This window comes from Variovorax sp. Soil_C_39, from assembly GCF_057656815.1.
Genome location: NZ_JBDGJQ010000003.1, coordinates 673,015 through 690,967 on the forward strand (window position 1 = coordinate 673,015; position 17,953 = coordinate 690,967).

Annotated in this window: 18 protein-coding genes; 7 read left to right on the forward strand and 11 right to left on the reverse strand. The window is 69.8% G+C overall.

The genetic code is table 11. The features are described from left to right. Nucleotides 1–85: 85 nt before the first annotated feature. The 3 genes from AC3A6J_RS11250 to AC3A6J_RS11260 are packed head-to-tail and all read right to left on the reverse strand — an operon-like array spanning nt 86 to nt 2,602. Complete coding sequence (locus AC3A6J_RS11250) at nt 86–850, reverse strand: glutathione S-transferase family protein (protein ID WP_487860006.1); 765 nt, start codon at nt 848–850, stop codon at nt 86–88. Continuing rightward, nucleotides 847–1,833, reverse strand: coding sequence for a quinone oxidoreductase family protein (locus AC3A6J_RS11255; RefSeq protein WP_487860007.1), 987 nt, complete (start codon nt 1,831–1,833; stop codon nt 847–849). The genes AC3A6J_RS11250 and AC3A6J_RS11255 overlap by 4 nt, the downstream gene beginning before the upstream one ends. Before the next feature lie 4 nt (nt 1,834–1,837). Next, the gene (locus tag AC3A6J_RS11260) at nt 1,838–2,602 is read right to left on the reverse strand and encodes a GntR family transcriptional regulator (protein WP_487860008.1); all 765 of its coding nucleotides are present in this window, start codon (nt 2,600–2,602) and stop codon (nt 1,838–1,840) included. 154 nt (nt 2,603–2,756) lie between these two features. Between AC3A6J_RS11260 and AC3A6J_RS11265 the strand changes: the two genes are divergently transcribed. Genes AC3A6J_RS11265 through AC3A6J_RS11290 form a run of 6 tightly spaced genes read left to right on the forward strand, consistent with a single transcriptional unit; the run spans nt 2,757 to nt 9,443 of the window. Continuing rightward, nucleotides 2,757–3,824, forward strand: coding sequence for an ABC transporter substrate-binding protein (locus tag AC3A6J_RS11265; protein WP_487860009.1), 1,068 nt, complete (start codon nt 2,757–2,759; stop codon nt 3,822–3,824). Further along, nucleotides 3,808–5,544, forward strand: coding sequence for an ABC transporter permease (locus tag AC3A6J_RS11270; RefSeq protein WP_487860010.1), 1,737 nt, complete (start codon nt 3,808–3,810; stop codon nt 5,542–5,544). Before AC3A6J_RS11265 ends, AC3A6J_RS11270 begins: the two co-directional genes overlap by 17 nt. A gap of 44 nt (nt 5,545–5,588) precedes the next feature. Next, nucleotides 5,589–6,650 (forward strand): ABC transporter ATP-binding protein, encoded by a 1,062-nt coding sequence (locus AC3A6J_RS11275; protein ID WP_487860011.1) that lies wholly within the window; start codon nt 5,589–5,591, stop codon nt 6,648–6,650. Between the two features lie 32 nt (nt 6,651–6,682). Next, a complete protein-coding gene (locus AC3A6J_RS11280) occupies nt 6,683–7,888 on the forward strand; it encodes a CaiB/BaiF CoA transferase family protein (protein ID WP_487860058.1) in 1,206 nt (401 codons plus the stop codon). Further along, on the forward strand, nt 7,885–8,691 hold the full coding sequence (locus AC3A6J_RS11285) for an enoyl-CoA hydratase (RefSeq protein WP_487860012.1): 807 nt from the start codon (nt 7,885–7,887) through the stop codon (nt 8,689–8,691). The genes AC3A6J_RS11280 and AC3A6J_RS11285 overlap by 4 nt, the downstream gene beginning before the upstream one ends. Before the next feature lie 5 nt (nt 8,692–8,696). Further along, nucleotides 8,697–9,443 (forward strand): enoyl-CoA hydratase/isomerase family protein, encoded by a 747-nt coding sequence (locus AC3A6J_RS11290; protein WP_487860013.1) that lies wholly within the window; start codon nt 8,697–8,699, stop codon nt 9,441–9,443. A gap of 19 nt (nt 9,444–9,462) precedes the next feature. Here the strand turns inward: AC3A6J_RS11290 and AC3A6J_RS11295 are convergent, their stop codons facing one another. From AC3A6J_RS11295 to AC3A6J_RS11320, 6 genes are all read right to left on the reverse strand, one after another. Next, nucleotides 9,463–10,347 carry a LysR substrate-binding domain-containing protein gene (locus AC3A6J_RS11295; RefSeq protein WP_487860014.1) on the reverse strand — a complete coding sequence of 295 codons (885 nt, stop codon included), beginning with the start codon at nt 10,345–10,347 and terminating at the stop codon, nt 9,463–9,465. Next, complete coding sequence (locus tag AC3A6J_RS11300; protein WP_487860015.1) at nt 10,328–12,055, reverse strand: SulP family inorganic anion transporter; 1,728 nt, start codon at nt 12,053–12,055, stop codon at nt 10,328–10,330. The genes AC3A6J_RS11295 and AC3A6J_RS11300 overlap by 20 nt, the downstream gene beginning before the upstream one ends. 42 nt (nt 12,056–12,097) lie before the next feature. Beyond that, a complete protein-coding gene (locus AC3A6J_RS11305; protein WP_487860016.1) occupies nt 12,098–13,309 on the reverse strand; it encodes a beta-ketoacyl-[acyl-carrier-protein] synthase family protein in 1,212 nt (403 codons plus the stop codon). Continuing rightward, a complete protein-coding gene (locus AC3A6J_RS11310) occupies nt 13,306–13,548 on the reverse strand; it encodes an acyl carrier protein (protein ID WP_487860017.1) in 243 nt (80 codons plus the stop codon). Before AC3A6J_RS11310 ends, AC3A6J_RS11305 begins: the two co-directional genes overlap by 4 nt. 92 nt (nt 13,549–13,640) lie before the next feature. Next, nucleotides 13,641–14,357, reverse strand: a complete 717-nt coding sequence (locus AC3A6J_RS11315; RefSeq protein WP_487860018.1) for a phosphatase PAP2 family protein — start codon at nt 14,355–14,357, stop codon at nt 13,641–13,643. Nucleotides 14,358–14,436: 79 nt separating this feature from the next. Next, complete coding sequence (locus AC3A6J_RS11320) at nt 14,437–15,291, reverse strand: AraC family transcriptional regulator (protein WP_487860019.1); 855 nt, start codon at nt 15,289–15,291, stop codon at nt 14,437–14,439. 90 nt (nt 15,292–15,381) lie between these two features. Between AC3A6J_RS11320 and AC3A6J_RS11325 the strand changes: the two genes are divergently transcribed. Continuing rightward, nucleotides 15,382–16,629, forward strand: coding sequence for an MFS transporter (locus tag AC3A6J_RS11325; RefSeq protein WP_487860020.1), 1,248 nt, complete (start codon nt 15,382–15,384; stop codon nt 16,627–16,629). A gap of 12 nt (nt 16,630–16,641) precedes the next feature. On the opposite strand, the gene AC3A6J_RS11330 is transcribed toward AC3A6J_RS11325, so the two are convergent. After that, complete coding sequence (locus AC3A6J_RS11330; RefSeq protein WP_487860021.1) at nt 16,642–17,328, reverse strand: glutathione S-transferase family protein; 687 nt, start codon at nt 17,326–17,328, stop codon at nt 16,642–16,644. A 32-nt stretch (nt 17,329–17,360) separates the two neighbouring features. Continuing rightward, nucleotides 17,361–17,873, reverse strand: coding sequence for a 6,7-dimethyl-8-ribityllumazine synthase (locus tag AC3A6J_RS11335; RefSeq protein WP_487860022.1), 513 nt, complete (start codon nt 17,871–17,873; stop codon nt 17,361–17,363). Between the last annotated feature and the right edge of the window lie 80 nt (nt 17,874–17,953).

Here is a 17,953-nt window from a genome sequence, read left to right on the forward strand (position 1 = left end):
CGCGCTTGCAAGGCGCCAGCCTTGCTGCGCGCGGGCGCCTTGCAGCCAGCCCCTTGGCGAAGCAACGCGATCCCCTTGCGTAGTGTTAACAGGCCCTAGACACCGCGTTGTTGCGCTCGCGAAGCACCGCGTCGAAGCGCTCGATCCGCGCCAGCGCGAAGGCCGGGCGCTGCTGCACGCGCTGCCACCAATCCGCCAGGCGCGGGCTGCGCTCGCTCGACAGCGCCTGCGGCGCGAGTTCGGCGATGCGCGCCACGAAGGGCACGGCCGCGATGTCGGCCAGCGAATAGCGCCCGCCGACCAGCCATTCGGCATCGGGCTGCAGCATCGCCTCCATCTTGTCGACCAGCGCCAGCAGCTTCTCGAGCGCGGCGGCTTTCTCTTCGTCGGTATAGGGCTGGCGGGCGATGCGCAGCCAGGCCTCGCGCCGCTCGGGCGTGGGCACGCGGTCCAGGCGTTCCTGCAGCTGGGCGTCGCTCCACTGGCTCGCGCCGGGCTGCAGCGCGATGCTCCAGTTGAGGATCAGCAGGTTGGGCAGCGATTTCTCGTCGGTCCAGCGGACGAAATTACGCATCACCGCACGCTGGTACGGGTCGGCGGGGCGCAGCGGCGGGGCGGGGTGCAGGTCGTCCAGGTACTCGCAGATCGTCGAGCTTTCGTAGAGCGATTCGCCGTTGTCGAGCTGCAGCGCGGGCACCACGCCGTTCGGATTCATCGCCAGGTAGGCCGGCGAATGGTGTTCCTGCCGCCCCATGTCGATCGGGACGCTCTCGTAGGCCAGCCCTTTCTCGGCCAGGCAGAGGCGCACGCGGCGCGAGGCGCTGGAGAGCCAGCCGTGGTAGAGCTTCATGGAATGAGCACCGCGGCGCCGGTGGTGGCGCGGCTTTCGAGTTCCTCGTGCGCGCGCCGCACGTCGGCGAGCGCATAGCGATGGCCGACCGCCAGCTTCACCTGGCCGCCCAGCACCACGTCGAACAGCGCCGCAGCGCCGCGCCGCAGGTCGGCGGCCGTGGAGATGAAGGTGCGCAGCGTCGGGCGCGACACGCTGAGCGACTTCGCATGCAGCCGCTGCAGGTCGAAGGCCTCCACGTCGCCCGATGCGGTGCCGTAGTTGATGGCCATGCCGAGCGGGCGCAGGCAGTCGAGCGACGGCAGGAACACGTCCTTGCCGACCGCGTCGTAGACCACGGCCACGCCCTGGCCGTCGGTGGCCGCCAGCGTGCGCGCGACGAAGTCCTCGCTGCGGTAGTCGATCACGTGGTGGCAGCCGTGCGCCAGCGCCACCGCCTTCTTCGCCTCGGAGCCGACGGTGCCGATCACGATGGCGCCGAGCGCGCGCGCCCACTGCGACAGGATCACGCCCATGCCGCCCGCCGCCGCATGCACCAGCACCGCCTCGCCGGGCTGCACCACGTGGAGCCGGCGCAGCAGGTACTCGGCCGTGAGGCCGCGCAGCAGCGTGGCGCCCGCCACTTCCTCCGACACGCCCGCCGGCAGCGGCACCACGCGGTGCGCCGGCACGTTGCGCACCGCCTGGTAGGCGCCGGGATGGAAATACGCCACCGACTGCCCCACCCGCAGGCCCGCAGTCTCGGTGCCGGGCCCGAGGGCGTCGACCGTGCCCGCGCCCTGCGCGCCGAGCACGACCGGAAACGCGGTCACCGCATGCGGCCCGTGCGAACCGCGGCGCTGGTAGATGTCGGCGAAGTTGAGGCCGATCGCCGACTGCCGGATGCGGACTTCGCCCGGGCCGGGCTCGCCGACGTCGACCTCGACCGTTTCGAGCACGTCGGGGCCGCCGTGGCGCTGGATTCGAATGGCTTGGGTGCGCATGGTGTCAGGCCTTGCTTGTCGACTTGCGCCGGCCGGTGGCGGCGCGCTGCGTCACCGCCAGTGCATCGGCCGCGACCTCGGGCGTGGCGATCGGCGCCGCCACCGGCACGCCGTGCGGCATGCTGGCGATGGCGTCGGCATACACGTTGCCGCCGCTCGAGATGTGCCCCGTCATGCCGCGGTCGGCGGCGTCCTCGTCGCCATTGAGGATCGCCTCGAGCACCACGCGGTGCTCGGCCAGCGAGTTGCGGATGCGGCCGGGCCGGTCGAACAGCGTGCGCTGCGGATGGCGCATGCGCAGCCGCATCGCACGCAGCTGGCGCGCCAGCACTTCATTGAGGCTGCCGTCGTAGATGATTTCGTGGAAGCTGCGGTTGGCCGCGCCGTAGAGCTCGGCATCGTTCCTGGAGGCGGCATCGCGGCAGGCCTTGTCGGCCTCTTCGAGCAGCTTGCGCTGCACCGCCGGCATGCGGCGCGCCGCGAGCCGCGCTGCCAGGCCTTCGAGCTCCATCAGGATCTCGAGCATTGCGACGTATTCGGGCACCGACAGGCTCGCCACCACCGCGCCCTGGCGCGGCACCGTGGTGACCAGGCCCGCCGACATCAGCTGCAGCAGCGCTTCGCGTGCGGGGGTGCGCGACACCTCGAAGCGCTCCATGAGCTCCTGTTCGTCGATGCGGGAGCCGGCCGTCAGGTGGCCGGAAGTGATTTCCGCCTCGAGGGCGGCGCGGATCTTGTCGCTGAGGTTGATGCGTGTCGATGGGGGCATGGGCGTCTCCGATGGGTTGGATTCTATCTAGCACCGTGCACGGAAGATCGATTTAAGAATACGTATAAACCCGTTATGTATTTTTATAAGGTTCATACGTACACTGAAAAAGAGCCGGCGCATTTCGCCAACGACCCCGGCCACGGAGACCCCCATGCCACTGAACAGACGCCATTTCCACGCCCTGGCCGGCGCGGCCGCATCGGCAGCCGCGCTCTCGCCGTGGCTTGCCGCGCACGCCCAGGCCTCTTCTTCCTCGTCGCTCGACGCGCTGCACGAAGCCGCGAAGAAGGAGGGCGAACTCACCTGGTACATCGTCTACCTGCCCTCGGAGGATGCCGAGCTCATGTCGCGCACCTTCACCGCGCGCTATCCGGGCGTGAAGGTCAACGTGGTGCGCACCACCGCGCAGGTCGCGTTCCAGCGGCTCAACCAGGACCTGAAGGCGAAGACGGCCAACTGCGACGTCTTCTCCTCGACCGACGTCGCGCACTACCTCGACCTCAAGAAGCGCAAGCTCCTCGCCAGGTACGTGCCCGCGGCCTCTGCGTCGATGGACAAGCGGCTGCAGAACCTCGACCCCGACGGCTACTTCCACGTGGCGAGCGTCGCGATGGTCGGCCTGGTCTACAACACGCAGAAGGTCAAGCCCGAGGACGCGCCCAAGAGCTGGAACGACCTGATCGACCCGAAGTGGCGCGGCCTGGTGTCGGTGGGGCATCCGGGCTTCAGCGGCTTCGTGGGCGTCTGGGCGATCGAGATGCGCAAGCTCTATGGCGACGGCTGGTTCAAGAAGCTCGCAGCCAACAAGCCGCAGGTGGGCCGCTCGATCATCGACACGGTCACCACCGTGACCTCGGGCGAACGGTCGATCGGGGCCGGTCCAATCAACCTCGCGGCCATGATGGCCAACAAGGGCAATCCGCTCGCCATCGTCGCACCGAAGGAGGGGCCGGTGCTCATGCTCTCGCCCTCGGCGATCATGGCCAACGCGCCGCATCCGAATGCGTCGAAGCTGTTCATGGAGTGGCTGCTCGGCAGCGAAGACGTCGACAAGCTCTCGATCGAGCGCTTCGGCGTGCCCAAGCGTGCAGGCGCCAAGCCGCGCCCGGGCGTGCTGGGCCTCGACGACAGCAAGGCCGCGCTGCGTCCCGATCCGCAGGAATCGGTGGACGGCGTGCCCGAAGTCATCGACCTGTGGCGCGATGCCTTCGGTGTCTGAGGCGGTGGTGCCGTCCTCCGCGCAGGTGCTGCGCGCACCGGTGCCGTCGCGGTTCGCCGATCCGTCGCTGTGGCTGTTCGGCATCCTCGTCGTGCTGCTGGTGCTGCTGGTCGCCAACCCGATCCTGCGGCTGGTGTGGGACAGCTTCAGCGCCACCGACGGCGGCGCCACGCTGCGCAACTACACGAGCGCTCTCGGCCGCAGCCGGAACCTGCAGGCGCTGCTGAATTCGCTGTACCTCGGCGGCGCGGTCACCGTGCTGGCGCTCGCGCTCGGCGTGCCGCTCGCGCTGGCGGTCTCGCGCACCAACATGCCGTTTCGCAACCTCACGCACATGGGCGTGCTCGCGGCCTTCGTCATGCCGAACTTCCTCGGCGCCATCGCGTGGATCCTGCTGGGCGGGCCGAACGCGGGCTGGCTCAACCGGCTCTGGCTCGGGGTGTTCGGCGGCGACGCGGGGCCCTTCAACATCTACAGCTTCTGGGGCCTGGCGTTCGTCATCGCGCTCTACACCTTTCCGCTGATCTACGTCTTCACCAAGTCGGCGCTCGACCTGATCTCGACCGAGCTCGAAGACGCCGCATCGATCCACGGCGCGGGCAAGTTCCGCACGCTCACGCGCGTCACGCTGCCGCTCGTCTTGCCGTCGATCGTGGGCGCGGCGATCCTGATCTTCCTGGAGTCGGTGGCGCTCTACGGCACGCCCGCGCTGATCGCGATTCCCGCGGGCATCAACCTCGCGACCACGCAGATCGTGTCCTTCTTCGAGTACCCGATGCGCGTGGAGCAGGCGGCGGCGTTCTCGATGCCGATCCTGGTGCTCACGGTGGTGATGCTCTGGGTGCAGCGCCGGCTGCTCTCGCGCAAGGGCTTCGTCTCGGTGTCGGGCAAGGGCGGCGAGCGTCGGCCGTTCGACATCGGCTGGTGGAAGTGGCCGCTGCTGGGCTATGCCGCCTTCGTGTCGCTGCTCACGGTGGTGATGCCGCTCGCCATCCTGGTGACCGCATCGCTGTCGAAGGCCTGGGGTCGCGGGCTCGCCAGCGGCAACCTCACGCTGGCCAACTACCGCGCCATCTTCTTCGAGCAGCTGACGGTGCGCGAAGCCATCGTGAACACCGTGCTGTATTCGGGCGCGACCGCGCTGGTCTGCGTGCTGATGGGCCTGTGCGTGGCCTATGCGGTGCAGCGGCGCATCACGCCGTGGCCGAACGTGGTGCAGTTTCTGGCGCTGGCGCCGATCGCGGTGCCGGGCCTGATCCTGGCGATCGGGCTCTACGCCGCCTACGCCGGGCCGCCGTTCTCGCTCTATGGCACCGGCACGCTGATCGTGGTGGCCTTCACCACGCGCTTCCTGCCGATCGCGGTGACCGCCTGCGCCGCCGCGGTGCGCTCGCTCAACCCCGAGCTCGAGGAAGCGGTGCGCGTGCTCGGCGGCGGGCGCATCACGGTGCTGTCGCGCGTGGTGTTCCCGCTGCTCAAGACCACGCTCGTGGGCGTGTTCATCCTGGTGTTCGTGATCTGCACCAAGGAGCTCTCGACCGCGGTGTTCCTCACGGGCCCGGCCTCGCGCGTGGTGTCGGTGCTGACGCTCGACCTCAGCGAGCAGGGCAACTACGAGGTGCTGGCCGCAATGGGCGTGGTGCTGGTGGTGATCACCACGCTGGTGGTGGCCGCCGGGATGCGCATCGCGGGGCGCGACTTCATGCTGCGCCGCGGCTGAACGAAACGAAGAACGAAACGAAGAACGAAACGAAGAACCCACCCATGTCCAAGCTTCGACTGCAGAACATCCACAAGCGCTACGGCGCCACCGCGGTGGTCAACGACCTGAGCCTCGAACTGCGCCAGGGCGAGCTCGTCACGCTGCTCGGCCCCTCGGGCTGCGGCAAGACGACCACGCTGCGCATGATCGCGGGCTTCATCGAACTATCGGAAGGCGCCATCGAGATGGACGGCCGCGAGATCTCGGGTGCCGGGCGCACCGTGCCGCCCGAGCACCGCGGCATGTCGATGATCTTCCAGAGCTATGCGATCTGGCCGAACATGACGGTCGCCGAGAACGTGAGCTTCGGCCTCGACGTGCGGCGCACGCCGGCCGAGGAGTCGAAGCGCCGCGTGGGCGAGATGCTCGAGGTGGTGCACCTGTCGCACCTGGCCGAGCGCTATCCGGCCGAGCTCTCGGGCGGCCAGCAGCAGCGCGTGGCGCTGGCGCGCGCAATGGTGGTGCGGCCCGAGGTGCTGCTGCTCGATGAGCCGCTGTCGAACCTCGACGCCAACCTGCGCGAAGAAATGGCCGGCGAAATCCGGCGGCTGCACGACGAGTTCCGCTTCACCACGGTCTACGTCACGCACGACCAGTCGGAGGCGATGACCATCTCCGACCGCATTGCGGTGCTCAACCTCGGCCGGCTCGAACAGGTCGACACGCCGTGGAACCTCTACAACCGGCCGCACACGCCGTTCGTGGCGGGCTTCATCGGCCGCACCAACCTCGTCAACGCGACGCTGAGCGCGGGCTGCATCCGGCTCGACGGCCTGCACGGCGAAGTGCCGGTCGACGGCGAGGCCGCCCGCGACCGCGCCGACGCGCGCGTGTCGATCCGTCCGCAGTCGCTCTATCTCGGCACACCCGTGAGCGGCTCGCTGCCGATGGGGCAGGTGTCGGTGGTGGCGCGCACCTACCTCGGCGAATACTGGGACTACGTGGTGCAGCCGGTGGGCGGCGGCGGCACGCTCAAGGTGCATGCGCCGCCGTCGAGCGTGCTCGAGATCGGGCACGAGTCGGCGCTGTCGCTCGACCCGCGCGGCGTCGCCGTGGTGAGCTGAGCATGCAGCTGCCACATCAAAGAAAGCACATGATGTCCGATACAGCCACTCCGTCCCCGCTGCCGCTCTCGCGCTACAAGGTGCTGGACCTCACGATTGCCCGCGCCGGTCCCGTGGCCGTGCGGCTGCTGGCCGACTGGGGCGCCGACGTGACGCGCGTCGACCCGCCGCCCGCACAGGACCGCGGTTCCGTCACCGGCCGCCGGCGCGGGTCCGACGAGCAGAACCTGCATCGCAACAAGCGCAGCCTCTGTCTCGACCTGAAATCGCCGCGCGGCGCGGAGGTGCTGCGGCGGCTCATCGCGCGCAGCGACGTGGTGGTCGAGAACTTCCGCGCCGACGTGAAGGAGCGGCTCGGCCTGGGCTACGAGCAGCTCCGTCGCATCAACCCGCGCATCATCCTCGCGAGCATCTCGGGCTTCGGTCAGGACGGGCCCTACAGCGACCGGCCCGGTGTCGACCAGATCGTGCAGGGCATGTGCGGGCTGAGCTCGGTCACCGGCGAGCCGGGCCGTGGGCCGGTGCGCGTGGGCATCGCCATCTCCGACACCACGGCGGGCATGTTCCTCGGCCAGGGCATCCTGCTCGCGCTGCTGCACCGCGAGCACACGGGCGAGGGCCAGTGGGTGCATACCTCGCTGATCGAGAGCATGCTCAACAAGCTCGACTTCCAGGCCGCGCGCTATACCGTCGACGGCGAGGTGGCGCAGCAGCAGGGCAATTCGCATCCCACGCTCGCACCCATGGGCACCTACCGCGCGCGCGACGGCATGGTCAACATCGCGGCCACAACGGCCCGAATGTGGGCGGGCTTCTGCGAGGCGCTCGATGCCCAGGCGCTGCTCGCGCACCCCGACTACCAGGAGGCCGCCTCGCGGCTCGCGCACCGCGCACAGCTCGATGCCGACATCGACGGCATCACCTCGCGCTTCGACACCGCCGAATTGGTGGCGCGGCTCAACCCCGCGGGCGTGCCGTGCGGCCCGATCTACGACATCGGCCAGGCCTTCGAGGACGCGCAGGTCAGGCACCTCGGCATGACGCGGCCCGCACGGCATCCGGTGCTCGGCGACATCGCGCTGCTGCGCTCGCCGATCAACCTTTCGGCTTGCCCGCATCCGGCGCAGTTCCACCTGGCGGGGCCCGACCCCGGCGCGCAAAGCGACGCGCTGCTCGAAGAGCTGGGCTACGACACGGGCGCCATCGAGGCGCTGCGCGCCGAAGGGGCAGTGGCATGAACCGCCTTCAATTGGCCACGCCGAAGATCATCGCCGAGATCGAGGACGGCGTGGGCTGGCTCACCTTCAACAACCCTGAGCGCCGCAACGCGGTGTCGCTCGAGATGTGGCAGGGGCTCGGCGATGCGGCCGAGGCCTTCGAGGCCGACCCGCAGGTGCGCGTGGTGGTGATGCGCGGTGCCGGCGGCCGGTCGTTCGCGGCCGGGGCCGACATTTCGGAGTTCGAGCAGTTCCGCGCCAATGCCGAGCAGAAGGCCGCCTACGGCAAGGTCGCCGCGCGCGGGCAGGGCGGGCTGGCACGGCTCAGCAAGCCGCTGGTCGCGATGATCGACGGCTTCTGCATCGGCGGCGGGCTCGCGCTGGCGCTGACCGCCGACGTCCGGATCGCCACCGCGGGCTCGCGCTTCGGCATTCCCGCGGCCAAGCTGGGGCTGGGCTACGAATACGCGGGCATTGCGGCGCTCGCGCGGCTGGTGGGGCCCTCGGCCGCGAAGGACATCCTGTTCAGCGCGCGTTTTCTCGAGGCTGACGAGGCGCAGCGCATCGGCCTGGTGAACATGATCGCGGCCGACGGGCCGCAGCTCCTCGAACAGGTGCGCGCCTATGCCGCCGGCATTGCCGGCAACGCGCCGCTCACGGTCCATGCGGCCAAGGCGGCGGTGCGTGCCTTCGAAGGCTACTCGGCCACGCCCGAGGCCGAGGCGATCGAGGCATTGGTCGACCGCTGCTTCGACAGCGAGGACTACCGCGAAGGCCGCCGCGCCTTCATGGAAAAGCGCACCCCGGTTTTCAAAGGACGATGACAAAGATGGGCATTCCCGAACTGACGATCGACGGCGCCGTGGCGCGCATCACGCTTCGGCGCCCCGCGCAGGCCAACCGGCTCGAACCCGATGACCTCGCGGCCATCGCCGCGCACATCGCGGCGGTGAACGCGAAGCCCGAGGTGCTGGTGCTCGCGCTGCAGGCCGAAGGAAAGTACTTCTGCAGCGGCTACGACATCGGGCGCATCGGTGCCTCGCGCGACGTGGCCTTCGACGCGGTGGTGAACGCGCTCGAGGAGGCCCGGCCCGTGACGCTGGCGCTGCTGCAGGGCAGCGTCTACGGCGGCGCCACCGACTTCTCGCTGGCCTGCGACTTCCGGCTCGGCGTGGTGGGCATGGACATGTTCATGCCGGCCGCGCGGCTCGGGCTGCACTTCTATGGCCGCGGCCTGGAACGCTACGTGACGCGGCTCGGCCTGGACAACGCCAAGCGGCTGTTCCTCACGGCCGAGCGCATCGGCGCCGAGGAGATGAAGGCGATCGGCTTCCTGACGCACCTGGTGCCCGCGGCCGAACTCGCGGCGGTGGGACAGCGCCTGATCGACACGCTCTCGGCGATGGCGCCGATCCCGCTCGTCGGCATGAAGAAGCACCTGAACCGCATCGCATGCGGCAGGCTCGACGCGGCCGAGCTCCAGCACGACATGGCGCAGGCCGCCCAGTCGGAAGACCTGCAGGAAGGCCAGCGCGCCTGGGCCGAGAAGCGGGCGCCGCGCTTCATCAGACGGTAGGGCACGCGCACGCGACCGGTCAGGCCATGCGCTCCGACAGGAAGTCGAGAAACGATGTGATCCGCGCCGACAGCTGCGTGTTGCGGTAGTACACCGCGTTGACCGGCTGGCGCACGTCGACCGTGTCCCTGGGCAGCAACTGCACCAGGTCACCGCGCGCGCGGTCGGCCGCGGTCATGAAGTCGGACAGGCACACGATGCCCACGCCGGCAAGCGCGAGCTGGCGCAGCGTCTCGCCGCTCGATGCTGAGAGCGACGGCGTGATCGTCCATTCGTCGCCATGCAGGCCGCGCAGCGGCCAGCGGTTGAGCGACTCGGGCTGCGTGAAGCCGAGCAGCGCATGCCCGGCCAGCTCGGCCACCTTGCGCGGCTTGCCGTGCGCCGCGAGGTAGGCCGGGCTCGCGAGCACGCGCAGGCGGTGGGTGCCGAGCGGACGGGCATGCAGCGTGGAGTCGCGCAGCGGCCCGATGCGGATCGCGATGTCGGTGCGGCGCTCGAGCAGGTCGATCGGCAGATCGTCGGTGTCGAGCTCGAGCGCGATCTGCGGAAAGCGCCGGCGGAATTCCGGCACCAGCGGCACGATCGCATGCAGCATGAAAGGCGACGCTGCGTTCACGCGCAGCCGCCCGGCCGGCTGCTCGCGCCGCGCAGCGAGCAGCTCTTCGGCCTCGTCGATCGCATCGAGGATGGCCCGGGTGCGCTGCAGGAAGGCGGCGCCTTCCTCGGTCAGTTCGAGCCGGCGCGTGGTCCGCCGCAGCAGCGTGGTCTGGAGCTTCTGTTCGAGCCGGCTCAGCGCGCGGCTGACGCCCGAGACCGTTTGCGAAAGCTGCTCGGCCGCGGCCGTGATCGAGCCGGTGTCGACCACCGCGCGGAACGCGGCCAGTTCATCGAGCGTGGTCTTCATGCGGCGCTTCGCCGGTGTTGCGGCTCGTGAGTGCCGCGAGCGCCTCGCTGTCGGTGCGGTAGCTGAAGAGCATCGGCCCCGGCGCGAGCAGGCCGGCGCGCTCGAGCACCTGCAGCGCCGGCAGCTTCAGGCCGCTCAGGTGCAGGCGCACGCCCTTGGCTTCGAGCATGCGGCGGATCGAGCCGAACACTTCGGCGCCCGTGATGTCGATGCGGTTGATCGGCTGGGCGAACAGGCAAACGTCGGTCAGCTCGGGCCGCTCGGCCAGCGCGACGGTCAGGGTGCGCTCGAGCGTGGAGGCAGTCGCGAAGTCGAGCTCGGCGTCCATGCGCAGCGCATAGAGCTGCGGCGCCAGCGGCGGCAGCTTCCAGAGCTGGCGGTCGCGCAGGCTGCCGTCCGGATGCAGCCCCACCTCGATGATGCGCGGATGCAGGTGGCGGTACATGTAGTGCGCCAGGCTCGCGAGCAGCCCGCCCAGCACGCCCCAGTAGATGCTCGGCGCCGTGGCGATGGTGAGCACGAAGGTGCCGAACGAGATGCCGGCCTCGATGCGCGACACGCGCCACAGCGCCACGAAGCTCGCCGGCCTGACCAGCCCGAGGATGGCCGTGACCACCACCGCCGCCAGCACCGCCTGCGGCACGTGGTAGAGCAGCGGCATCAACCAGAGCAATGCGCCGGCCACCACCACCACGCTGAACAGCGTGGCCCAGCCGGTCTGCGCGCCGGCATAGAGCGTGATGGCCGAACGCGAGAACGACGAGCTGGTCGGGAACGCGCCCGAGAAGCCCGAGGCCAGCTTGGCCAGCCCCTGGCCGATCAGGTCCTGGTTCTCGTTCCACAGCGTGCCCGCGCGCGCGTTGTCGACCTTGGCGCTCGAGGCGGTCTCGAGAAAGCTAACGAGCGTGATCATCAGCGCCGGCAGCACCAGCGCGCTGAAGGTGTCCAGGGGCAGCAGGCTCGGCCAGTAGAAATCGGGCAGGCCCGAGGGCAGGCTGCCGACCACGGCACCGCCGCGCAATGCATAGTCGATGGTCCAGCTGATGGCCGCCGCACCCGCGACCAGCGCCATCGTGGTCGGAAAGCGCGGCACCAGCCGCTTGCCGAGCCACAGCACCGCGATACCGCCGAGCCCGAAGGCGATGGCCACGAAGTCGGGCGGTGGTCCGCCCTGCAGCACCTGCGGCAGGGCGCGCCCCGTGTAGCCGAGCAGCGCCGGCAGTTGCGAGATGGCGATCAGCACCGACGCGCCCTGCGTGAAGCCAATGAGCACCGGCGAGTTGACCAGCCGCAGCAGCCAGCCGAAGCGCCCGACGCCCAGCACGATCTGGATCACACCCGACATCAGCGTGAGCCACACCGCCATCGCCACCCATTCGGGGCTGCCGGGCACCGCGAGCGGCGCCAGCGAAGCGCCGACCAGCAGGCTAGTGAGTGCCGTGGGCCCGACCGACAGCCGCTGCGACGAGCTGAAGATCACTGCGATGAGCGCCGGGAACAGCGCGGCATACACGCCCGTGACCAGCGGCATTCCCGCGAGCGCCGCATAGGCCACGCCTTGCGGCAGCACCATCAGCGCCACCGTGATGCCGGCGATGGCCTCGTTGCGCAGCAGCGCGGCGGAAGGGCGGGGCCATGCAAGGCAGGGAACCCAGCGCGACAGGCGCTGGCGCAGGGAGGGCGAAGAGGAGGAGGCTGCGGAATTCATGAAGGGGAGATGGCGACCGCGTAGCACCCGCCTGTTGTGTTCCTAGGGCCTGCGGAACAGCAGCACGGAATTGGTTCCGCCGAAGGCAAAGGAGTTGCTGATGGCGGCTTCGATGCCGGGTGCGGCCGCATCGCCGGGCCTGACCAGGTCGAGGCTGCAGGCGGGATCGGGCGCGTCGCAATGCGCGTTGGGAGGCAGCTCGCGCCGGTGCAGCGCGAGGATGGTGATCACCGCTTCGATCGCACCCGCCGCGCCGAGCATGTGGCCGTGCAGTGCCTTGGTCGAGCTCACGCGCAGTCGGTCGAGGTCGGGGCCCCAGACTTCCGCGAGTGCGTTGCGTTCGACCACGTCGCCGATGCGGGTGGCCGTGCCATGTGCGTTGCAATAGCCCACGTCGCGCGGCTGCAGCCCGGCTTGGCGCAGCGCGGCTCGCAATGCGCGGGCCTGGCCCGGCGCGTCGGGCTTGGTGAGGTGGGTGGCATCGCTGCTGAGGCCCCAGCCGGCCAGCGTGGCATGGCTGCGGGCACCGCGGCGGCGTGCGCGTTCGGCGGATTCGAGCACCAGGAAGGCTGCGCCTTCGCCCAGTGCGAATCCGCTGCGGTCGCTCGCAAAGGGCCGCACCGAACTGGCCGCTTCGCCCGGCGCGAAGGTGGCCAGGGTCTGCATCGCTTGCCAGGCCAGCACCACGCCGGGCACGATCAGCGCCTCGCTGCCGCCCGCGATCGCGAGGTCGACCTCGCCGCGCTGCACCGCCTTGGCAGCTTCCGCGATGGCGACCGACGACGAAGCGCAGGCGACCGAGTAGGTCAGCACCGGGCCCTGCACCCCGTTGCGCATAGCGACGTGCGCCGCGGGCGCGTTGGGCATGAAGGCCGGAATGGTGAGCGGCGGTACGCGCATGCCGCCGCGGTAGGCGGCCTCGAGCGCCGCTGCACCGCCCATGCCGCAGCCGGCATAGACGCCGATGCGCTCGGGATCGGTGTCGGCGCGGTCGAGGAAGCCTGCGTCGTGCAGGGCAAGGTCGGCGGCGGCCACTGCGAGCTGGCTCACGCGGTCGACGCCCGCGAGCTGCAGCTTGGTGAACCAGCGGGTTTCGTCGAAAGCCACGGTGGCCGCGGCCGCGGGCTTTGGCAGGTCGGGAAAGATGGGCTGGATGGCCGAGCGGCCGTCGAGCAGCGCCTGGAACAGTGCGTCGGGCGCGCTGCCGTGCGGCGCCATGACGCCGAGCCCGGTGACGCTGACCTCGTGGTTCACGCGACCTTGGCGGCCCTGACCTTGTCGACCAGCAGCGCGAGCTCGCCCAGCGTGTCGATGTTCGCGTCGTCGTCGGGCATGGTGATGCCGAAATGGTCTTCGATGGCGAAAAGGAACTCGGCGAGGGCCAGCGAGTCGAGCCCGCCCGTTTCGCGCATCGATGCGTCGGGGTCGAGTTTCGACGGTTCGATACCGTACTTCTCGTGGATCAGGTCCTGCAATTCCTTCAGCGAACTCATCGTGCGATGCCTGTTGTCATTTGCCGTCGCTGATCGATCGGGCCGCCGCAAGGTGCGCCATGGGATCGACCCCTTCCTCGCTCGGCATGTGGTCAGTGATTGCCAATGATATCCGCTCCGACCGGCACAGTGCTCCGCTCGGCGCGCCCCGGCCGCCAGCGCAGCGACGGGTAGGCGAAGGCGATGCCGAGCAGCGCGCCGGCCAGCGCATCGAGCACCACGTGCTGTTTGACCGCCAGGGTCGAATACGCAATGGCCGCGAACCAGACCCAGTTGGCCACGCGAAAGGCTACCGGCGTGCGGGTCTCGCGCAGCACATGGTCGAGGCGGATGGCCGTGAAGATGGCCACCGCCACGTGCATCGAGGGGCAGGCATTGCCCGCGGCGTCCACGCCCTGCAGCATCGCGAAACCCGGGTAGCCCGACACGTCGATCGTGAGCGGCGGGATCTGCGTCGGCCACAGGTAGAACAGCCCCAGGCCCGTGAGGCACAGCGCGCCGATCCAGAGCCCGTACACCAGCAATTCGCGGAAGTTCGGCAAGAGCCCGGGCGCGAACCCGACGTAGAACCAGAGCGACAGGTACGCGCCGAGCGCGTAGGGCTGGAACGGGATCAGGTGGTCGAGCGCGGTGAGCGGCATCACCGTGACGGGGTACGCCGGGTTGCGCAGCAGGTGGAAGTAGCCGATGAAGAACAGCCAGGTGAAGGCCGTGGTGCCGATCGCCTTGAGCCAGAAGAGGCGGCGCATGCGCGCGCCGATGTCGGCGGTCCAGGTGGAGGGGCGATGCGGTCGGGAAGGGGGCGCCATGGGGCTGGTTTGTGGTCCGTGGTTTCGTCTTGAAACCCGCCGATCTTGCCAGAGCGCCATGACGGCGCCGCCTGCGCCCTCAGGCGAGCGCCGCGGAACGCTTCTTGTGCTGGAACGAGGTGGGCGAGCGCCCCGTGGCGGCCTTAAACATCGCGCAGAACGCGCTGTCGGTGGCATAGCCGCTGGCCGCCGCCACCTGGCTCACGGCCATGCCGCGCGCCAGCAGCGGGAGCGCGTGCGCCATCACGGCCTGCTGCCGCCACTGCTGCCAGCTCATGCCGAGCTGGTCGCGGAACAGCCGCGCCACGGTGCGCTCGCTGGCGCCGATGGCGGCGGCGCGTTCGGCCAGCGTCGCGCGGTCGGCGGGGTTGCGCAGCAGCACTTCGCACAGCTGGCGCAGCCGCTTGTCGGCGGGCAGCGGCACGTCGATGCGGATCTGCGGGGCGCGCTCGAGCTCGTCGATCAGGAGCGGCGCGATCATGCGTTCGCGCTGCGGCGCATGCGCATCGGCCAGCGGCAGGCCGTCGGGCGTGGTGTCGAGCGCGAGCATCAGCGCACGCAGCAGCGGGCTGATGTCGAGCACTTCGCATTTTTCCCACGGGGGGCCGAGCCAGGCATGCAGGTACACGGTGCGCAGCTCGGCGTCTTCGATCAGCATGATGCTGTGCGGCATGTCGGCCGGCACCCAGACCGCCCGCGACGGCGGCACGATGTAGCTGCCGTCCTGCGTGTTGAGGCGGATCACGCCGCGCGTCGAGAAGGTGAGCTGCGGCCACGGGTGCTGGTGCAGTTCGACGAAGGTGTCGGCGCTCAGGAAGTGTTCCTTGGCGCGAAGCGGCCGCACCGCGTCGGGCGCATAGAGGTGCGGCGTGAGCGACGCCACGCTGGTGACGGGTGACGGAGACGAAGGCGGTGAAGAAAGTGCGCGTGGCATGGTTTCGACAAATGTTGTCGCTGTATCGCCATTCTGCCGCGGCGCGCCCGCATAGCATCGGTGCCTGCCCTGGTTTTTTGTAAGCAATCCATGTCCTCCCCGACTTCTACGAACGCCGCGCCCGCAACCAACCTGCGCGGCGATGCCCAACTGATCGGCCTCGTCGGCCTGGCCCATGCGATCAGCCATTTCAGCCAACTCATCCTCGCGCCGCTGTTCCCCTGGCTGAAGGACGCGTTCGACGTGAGCTACACCGAACTCGGTGCGGTGCTGACGGTGTTCTTCGTCGTCTCGTGCGTGGTTCAGGCGGCCTCGGGCTTCGTGGTCGACAAGCTCGGGCCGCGGCCGGTGCTGTTCGTGGGGCTCGGTGCGCTGGCGCTGGCGGCCTTCGGCTATGCGCTCGCGCAAAGCTACTGGATGCTGCTGCTGGCCGCGGTCGTCGGCGGCATCGGCAACGGGGTGTTCCACCCGGTCGACTACACCCTGTTCAACCGCAAGGTGGCGCCGACCCGGCTCGGCCACGCCTACAGCGTGCATGGCATTACCGGCAGTCTGGGCTGGGCGCTGGCGCCGGCTTTCGTGGTGCCGATCGCGATCGCCTTCTCGTGGCGCGTGGCGCTGGCGTCGGCGGGCGTGCTGGCGGTGGTGGTGCTGCTCGTGCTCTGGTTCTACCGCAGCGTGCTCGCGGTCGACGTGGCGGCGGTGCACAAGGCCACGGGGCAGGACGGGCCGGCGCCGATCGGCGGTGCGTTCGACTTCCTGCGCATTCCGGCCGTGTGGATGTGCTTCGGTTTCTTCTTCTTCTATGCCGTGGTGATCAGCGTGGTGCAGACCTTCGCGCCGGTGGCGGCCGGCCACCTGCATGCGGTGCCGGTGGCGCTGGTGGCGGTCTGCCTAACGGTGTACATGGTGGCGAGTGCGGCCGGCATGGTGGTGGGCGGCTTCCTGGCGTCCGATCCGAGCCGCTGTGAGCGCATCGTGGGCACCGGCTTCGGCGTGGCCGCCGCGCTGGCGCTGGTGCTGGCCTTCGCGGAGTTTCCGCCGGTGCTGGTGCCGGTGCTGTTCGGCGCGATGGGCCTGGTCACGGGCGTGGCGGGGCCTTCCCGCGACCTGCTGGTCAAGCGCTCGACGCCGCCCAATGCCACCGGGCGCGTCTACGGCGTGGTGTATGCGGGGCTCGACATCGGCCAGGCGCTGGCGCCGCTGGTGTTCGGCCGGCTCATGGACCACGGCCAGTACACGAGCGTGATCGTGGGCCTCGCGCTGGTGCAGGGCATGCTGATCGCGAGCGCGTTCAACGTGACGCGCGCGCGCCGCACCACGCTCGTGGCCGCCTGAAAGAGACGCCCTTCAGCCCGCGCCGCGCTCCCAGCCCGGCACGAACGGAAAGCGCGCGGCCCAGAACGCGGCCAGGCGCGGATCGGCATCGACGCGCTTCACGGGATCGGCCATGCGCGGCGCCTCGCGGTAGAAGCGCTCGCGGTGCGGTGTCCAGCGCGACACCACGGCCACGTACAGGTCGAGCATGCTCAGGCGCTCGCCGAGCAGGTAGGGCGCGGGCGTGCCGATCTGCGCGTCCATCAGGCGCCAGCATTCGGCCACGCGCTCGGCGGTGCGCTCGAGCAGCGCGGGCTGCGCCGCCGGATCGGGCGCGAGCCGCGAAGGCGCGTCGCGCACCCAGAACATCGAATAGATCGCGGCCGGCACATAGACCATCCAGCGCAGGTAGCGCGCACGCAGCGGGTCGCCGGGCGCGGGGCAGAGGCCCGCCTCGGGATGGCGGTCGCCGAGCCAGAGCAGGATCGCCGCGCTCTCCGTCATGAGCTCGCCCGAGGGCAGCACCAGCGCCGGCACCTGCCGCATCGGATTGACCGGCGCGATGCGCTCGCGCTCGGCGTCGCCCTCCCAGGGCGCGACGTCGACGACGTCGACCTGCGCGCCGATCAGCGTGAGTGCGGCATGCACCGGCGTGGCGCCCGAGCCGGGCGCGCCGTAGAGGGTGTAGCGGTCGTTCGAAGGCGTGGAGGCGGAGGTCATCCGCGCAGATTACGCCAGCCGGTGACCGGTTGTCACGCGGCCAGCAGCGCGTCGACCTTCTTCAGGCCCTCGAGCGTCTTCACGCAGGCCTCGGCCACCTCGGTGCCCTTGACCGCGAAGTGGCGGTGGAAATATTTGCGGTGTTCCACATGTTCGTGGAAGTGGTGCGGCGTGAGCACGGCCGAGAAGATCGGCACGTCGGTCTCGAGCTGCAGCGACATCAATGTGCTGACGACGGTGCTCGCGACGAACTCGTGGCGGTAGATGCCGCCGTCGACCACCAGCGCGCAGGCGACGATGCCGGCGTACTTGCCGGAGCGCGCGAGCCGTCGCGCGTGCAGCGGGATCTCGAACGCGCCGGGCACGTCGAACACGTCGATCGTGTCGGGGGCCACGCCGAGCCGCTCCATTTCTTCGAGGAAGGCGTCGCGCGCCTGGTGGACGATGTCGGCATGCCACTGCGCCTGCACGAAGGCGATGCGCTGGCCGCGCGGTTGGCCCGACGCGTCGATGGCCGAAAGGGGAAGGTCGTTGATCTGACTCATGGTGTGCCTCTTGAAAGCAGGTTTCCTGAATCAGGGCGCACGAAACCGCAGGGCAGCCGAACGCGCTTTTCGCCATGGCG

Bases quoted from the DNA above. Each gene is read 5' to 3' on its own strand.
- AC3A6J_RS11250 (WP_487860006.1), bottom strand. From the start codon at position 850: ATGAAGCTCTACCACGGCTGGCTCTCCAGCGCCTCGCGCCGCGTGCGC.
- AC3A6J_RS11255 (WP_487860007.1), bottom strand. From the start codon at position 1,833: ATGCGCACCCAAGCCATTCGAATCCAGCGCCACGGCGGCCCCGACGTG.
- AC3A6J_RS11260 (WP_487860008.1), bottom strand. From the start codon at position 2,602: ATGCCCCCATCGACACGCATCAACCTCAGCGACAAGATCCGCGCCGCC.
- AC3A6J_RS11265 (WP_487860009.1), top strand. From the start codon at position 2,757: ATGCCACTGAACAGACGCCATTTCCACGCCCTGGCCGGCGCGGCCGCA.
- AC3A6J_RS11270 (WP_487860010.1), top strand. From the start codon at position 3,808: ATGCCTTCGGTGTCTGAGGCGGTGGTGCCGTCCTCCGCGCAGGTGCTG.
- AC3A6J_RS11275 (WP_487860011.1), top strand. From the start codon at position 5,589: ATGTCCAAGCTTCGACTGCAGAACATCCACAAGCGCTACGGCGCCACC.
- AC3A6J_RS11280 (WP_487860058.1), top strand. From the start codon at position 6,683: ATGTCCGATACAGCCACTCCGTCCCCGCTGCCGCTCTCGCGCTACAAG.
- AC3A6J_RS11285 (WP_487860012.1), top strand. From the start codon at position 7,885: ATGAACCGCCTTCAATTGGCCACGCCGAAGATCATCGCCGAGATCGAG.
- AC3A6J_RS11290 (WP_487860013.1), top strand. From the start codon at position 8,697: ATGGGCATTCCCGAACTGACGATCGACGGCGCCGTGGCGCGCATCACG.
- AC3A6J_RS11295 (WP_487860014.1), bottom strand. From the start codon at position 10,347: ATGAAGACCACGCTCGATGAACTGGCCGCGTTCCGCGCGGTGGTCGAC.
- AC3A6J_RS11300 (WP_487860015.1), bottom strand. From the start codon at position 12,055: ATGAATTCCGCAGCCTCCTCCTCTTCGCCCTCCCTGCGCCAGCGCCTG.
- AC3A6J_RS11310 (WP_487860017.1), bottom strand. From the start codon at position 13,548: ATGAGTTCGCTGAAGGAATTGCAGGACCTGATCCACGAGAAGTACGGT.
- AC3A6J_RS11315 (WP_487860018.1), bottom strand. From the start codon at position 14,357: ATGGCGCCCCCTTCCCGACCGCATCGCCCCTCCACCTGGACCGCCGAC.
- AC3A6J_RS11320 (WP_487860019.1), bottom strand. From the start codon at position 15,291: ATGCCACGCGCACTTTCTTCACCGCCTTCGTCTCCGTCACCCGTCACC.
- AC3A6J_RS11325 (WP_487860020.1), top strand. From the start codon at position 15,382: ATGTCCTCCCCGACTTCTACGAACGCCGCGCCCGCAACCAACCTGCGC.
- AC3A6J_RS11330 (WP_487860021.1), bottom strand. From the start codon at position 17,328: ATGACCTCCGCCTCCACGCCTTCGAACGACCGCTACACCCTCTACGGC.
- AC3A6J_RS11335 (WP_487860022.1), bottom strand. From the start codon at position 17,873: ATGAGTCAGATCAACGACCTTCCCCTTTCGGCCATCGACGCGTCGGGC.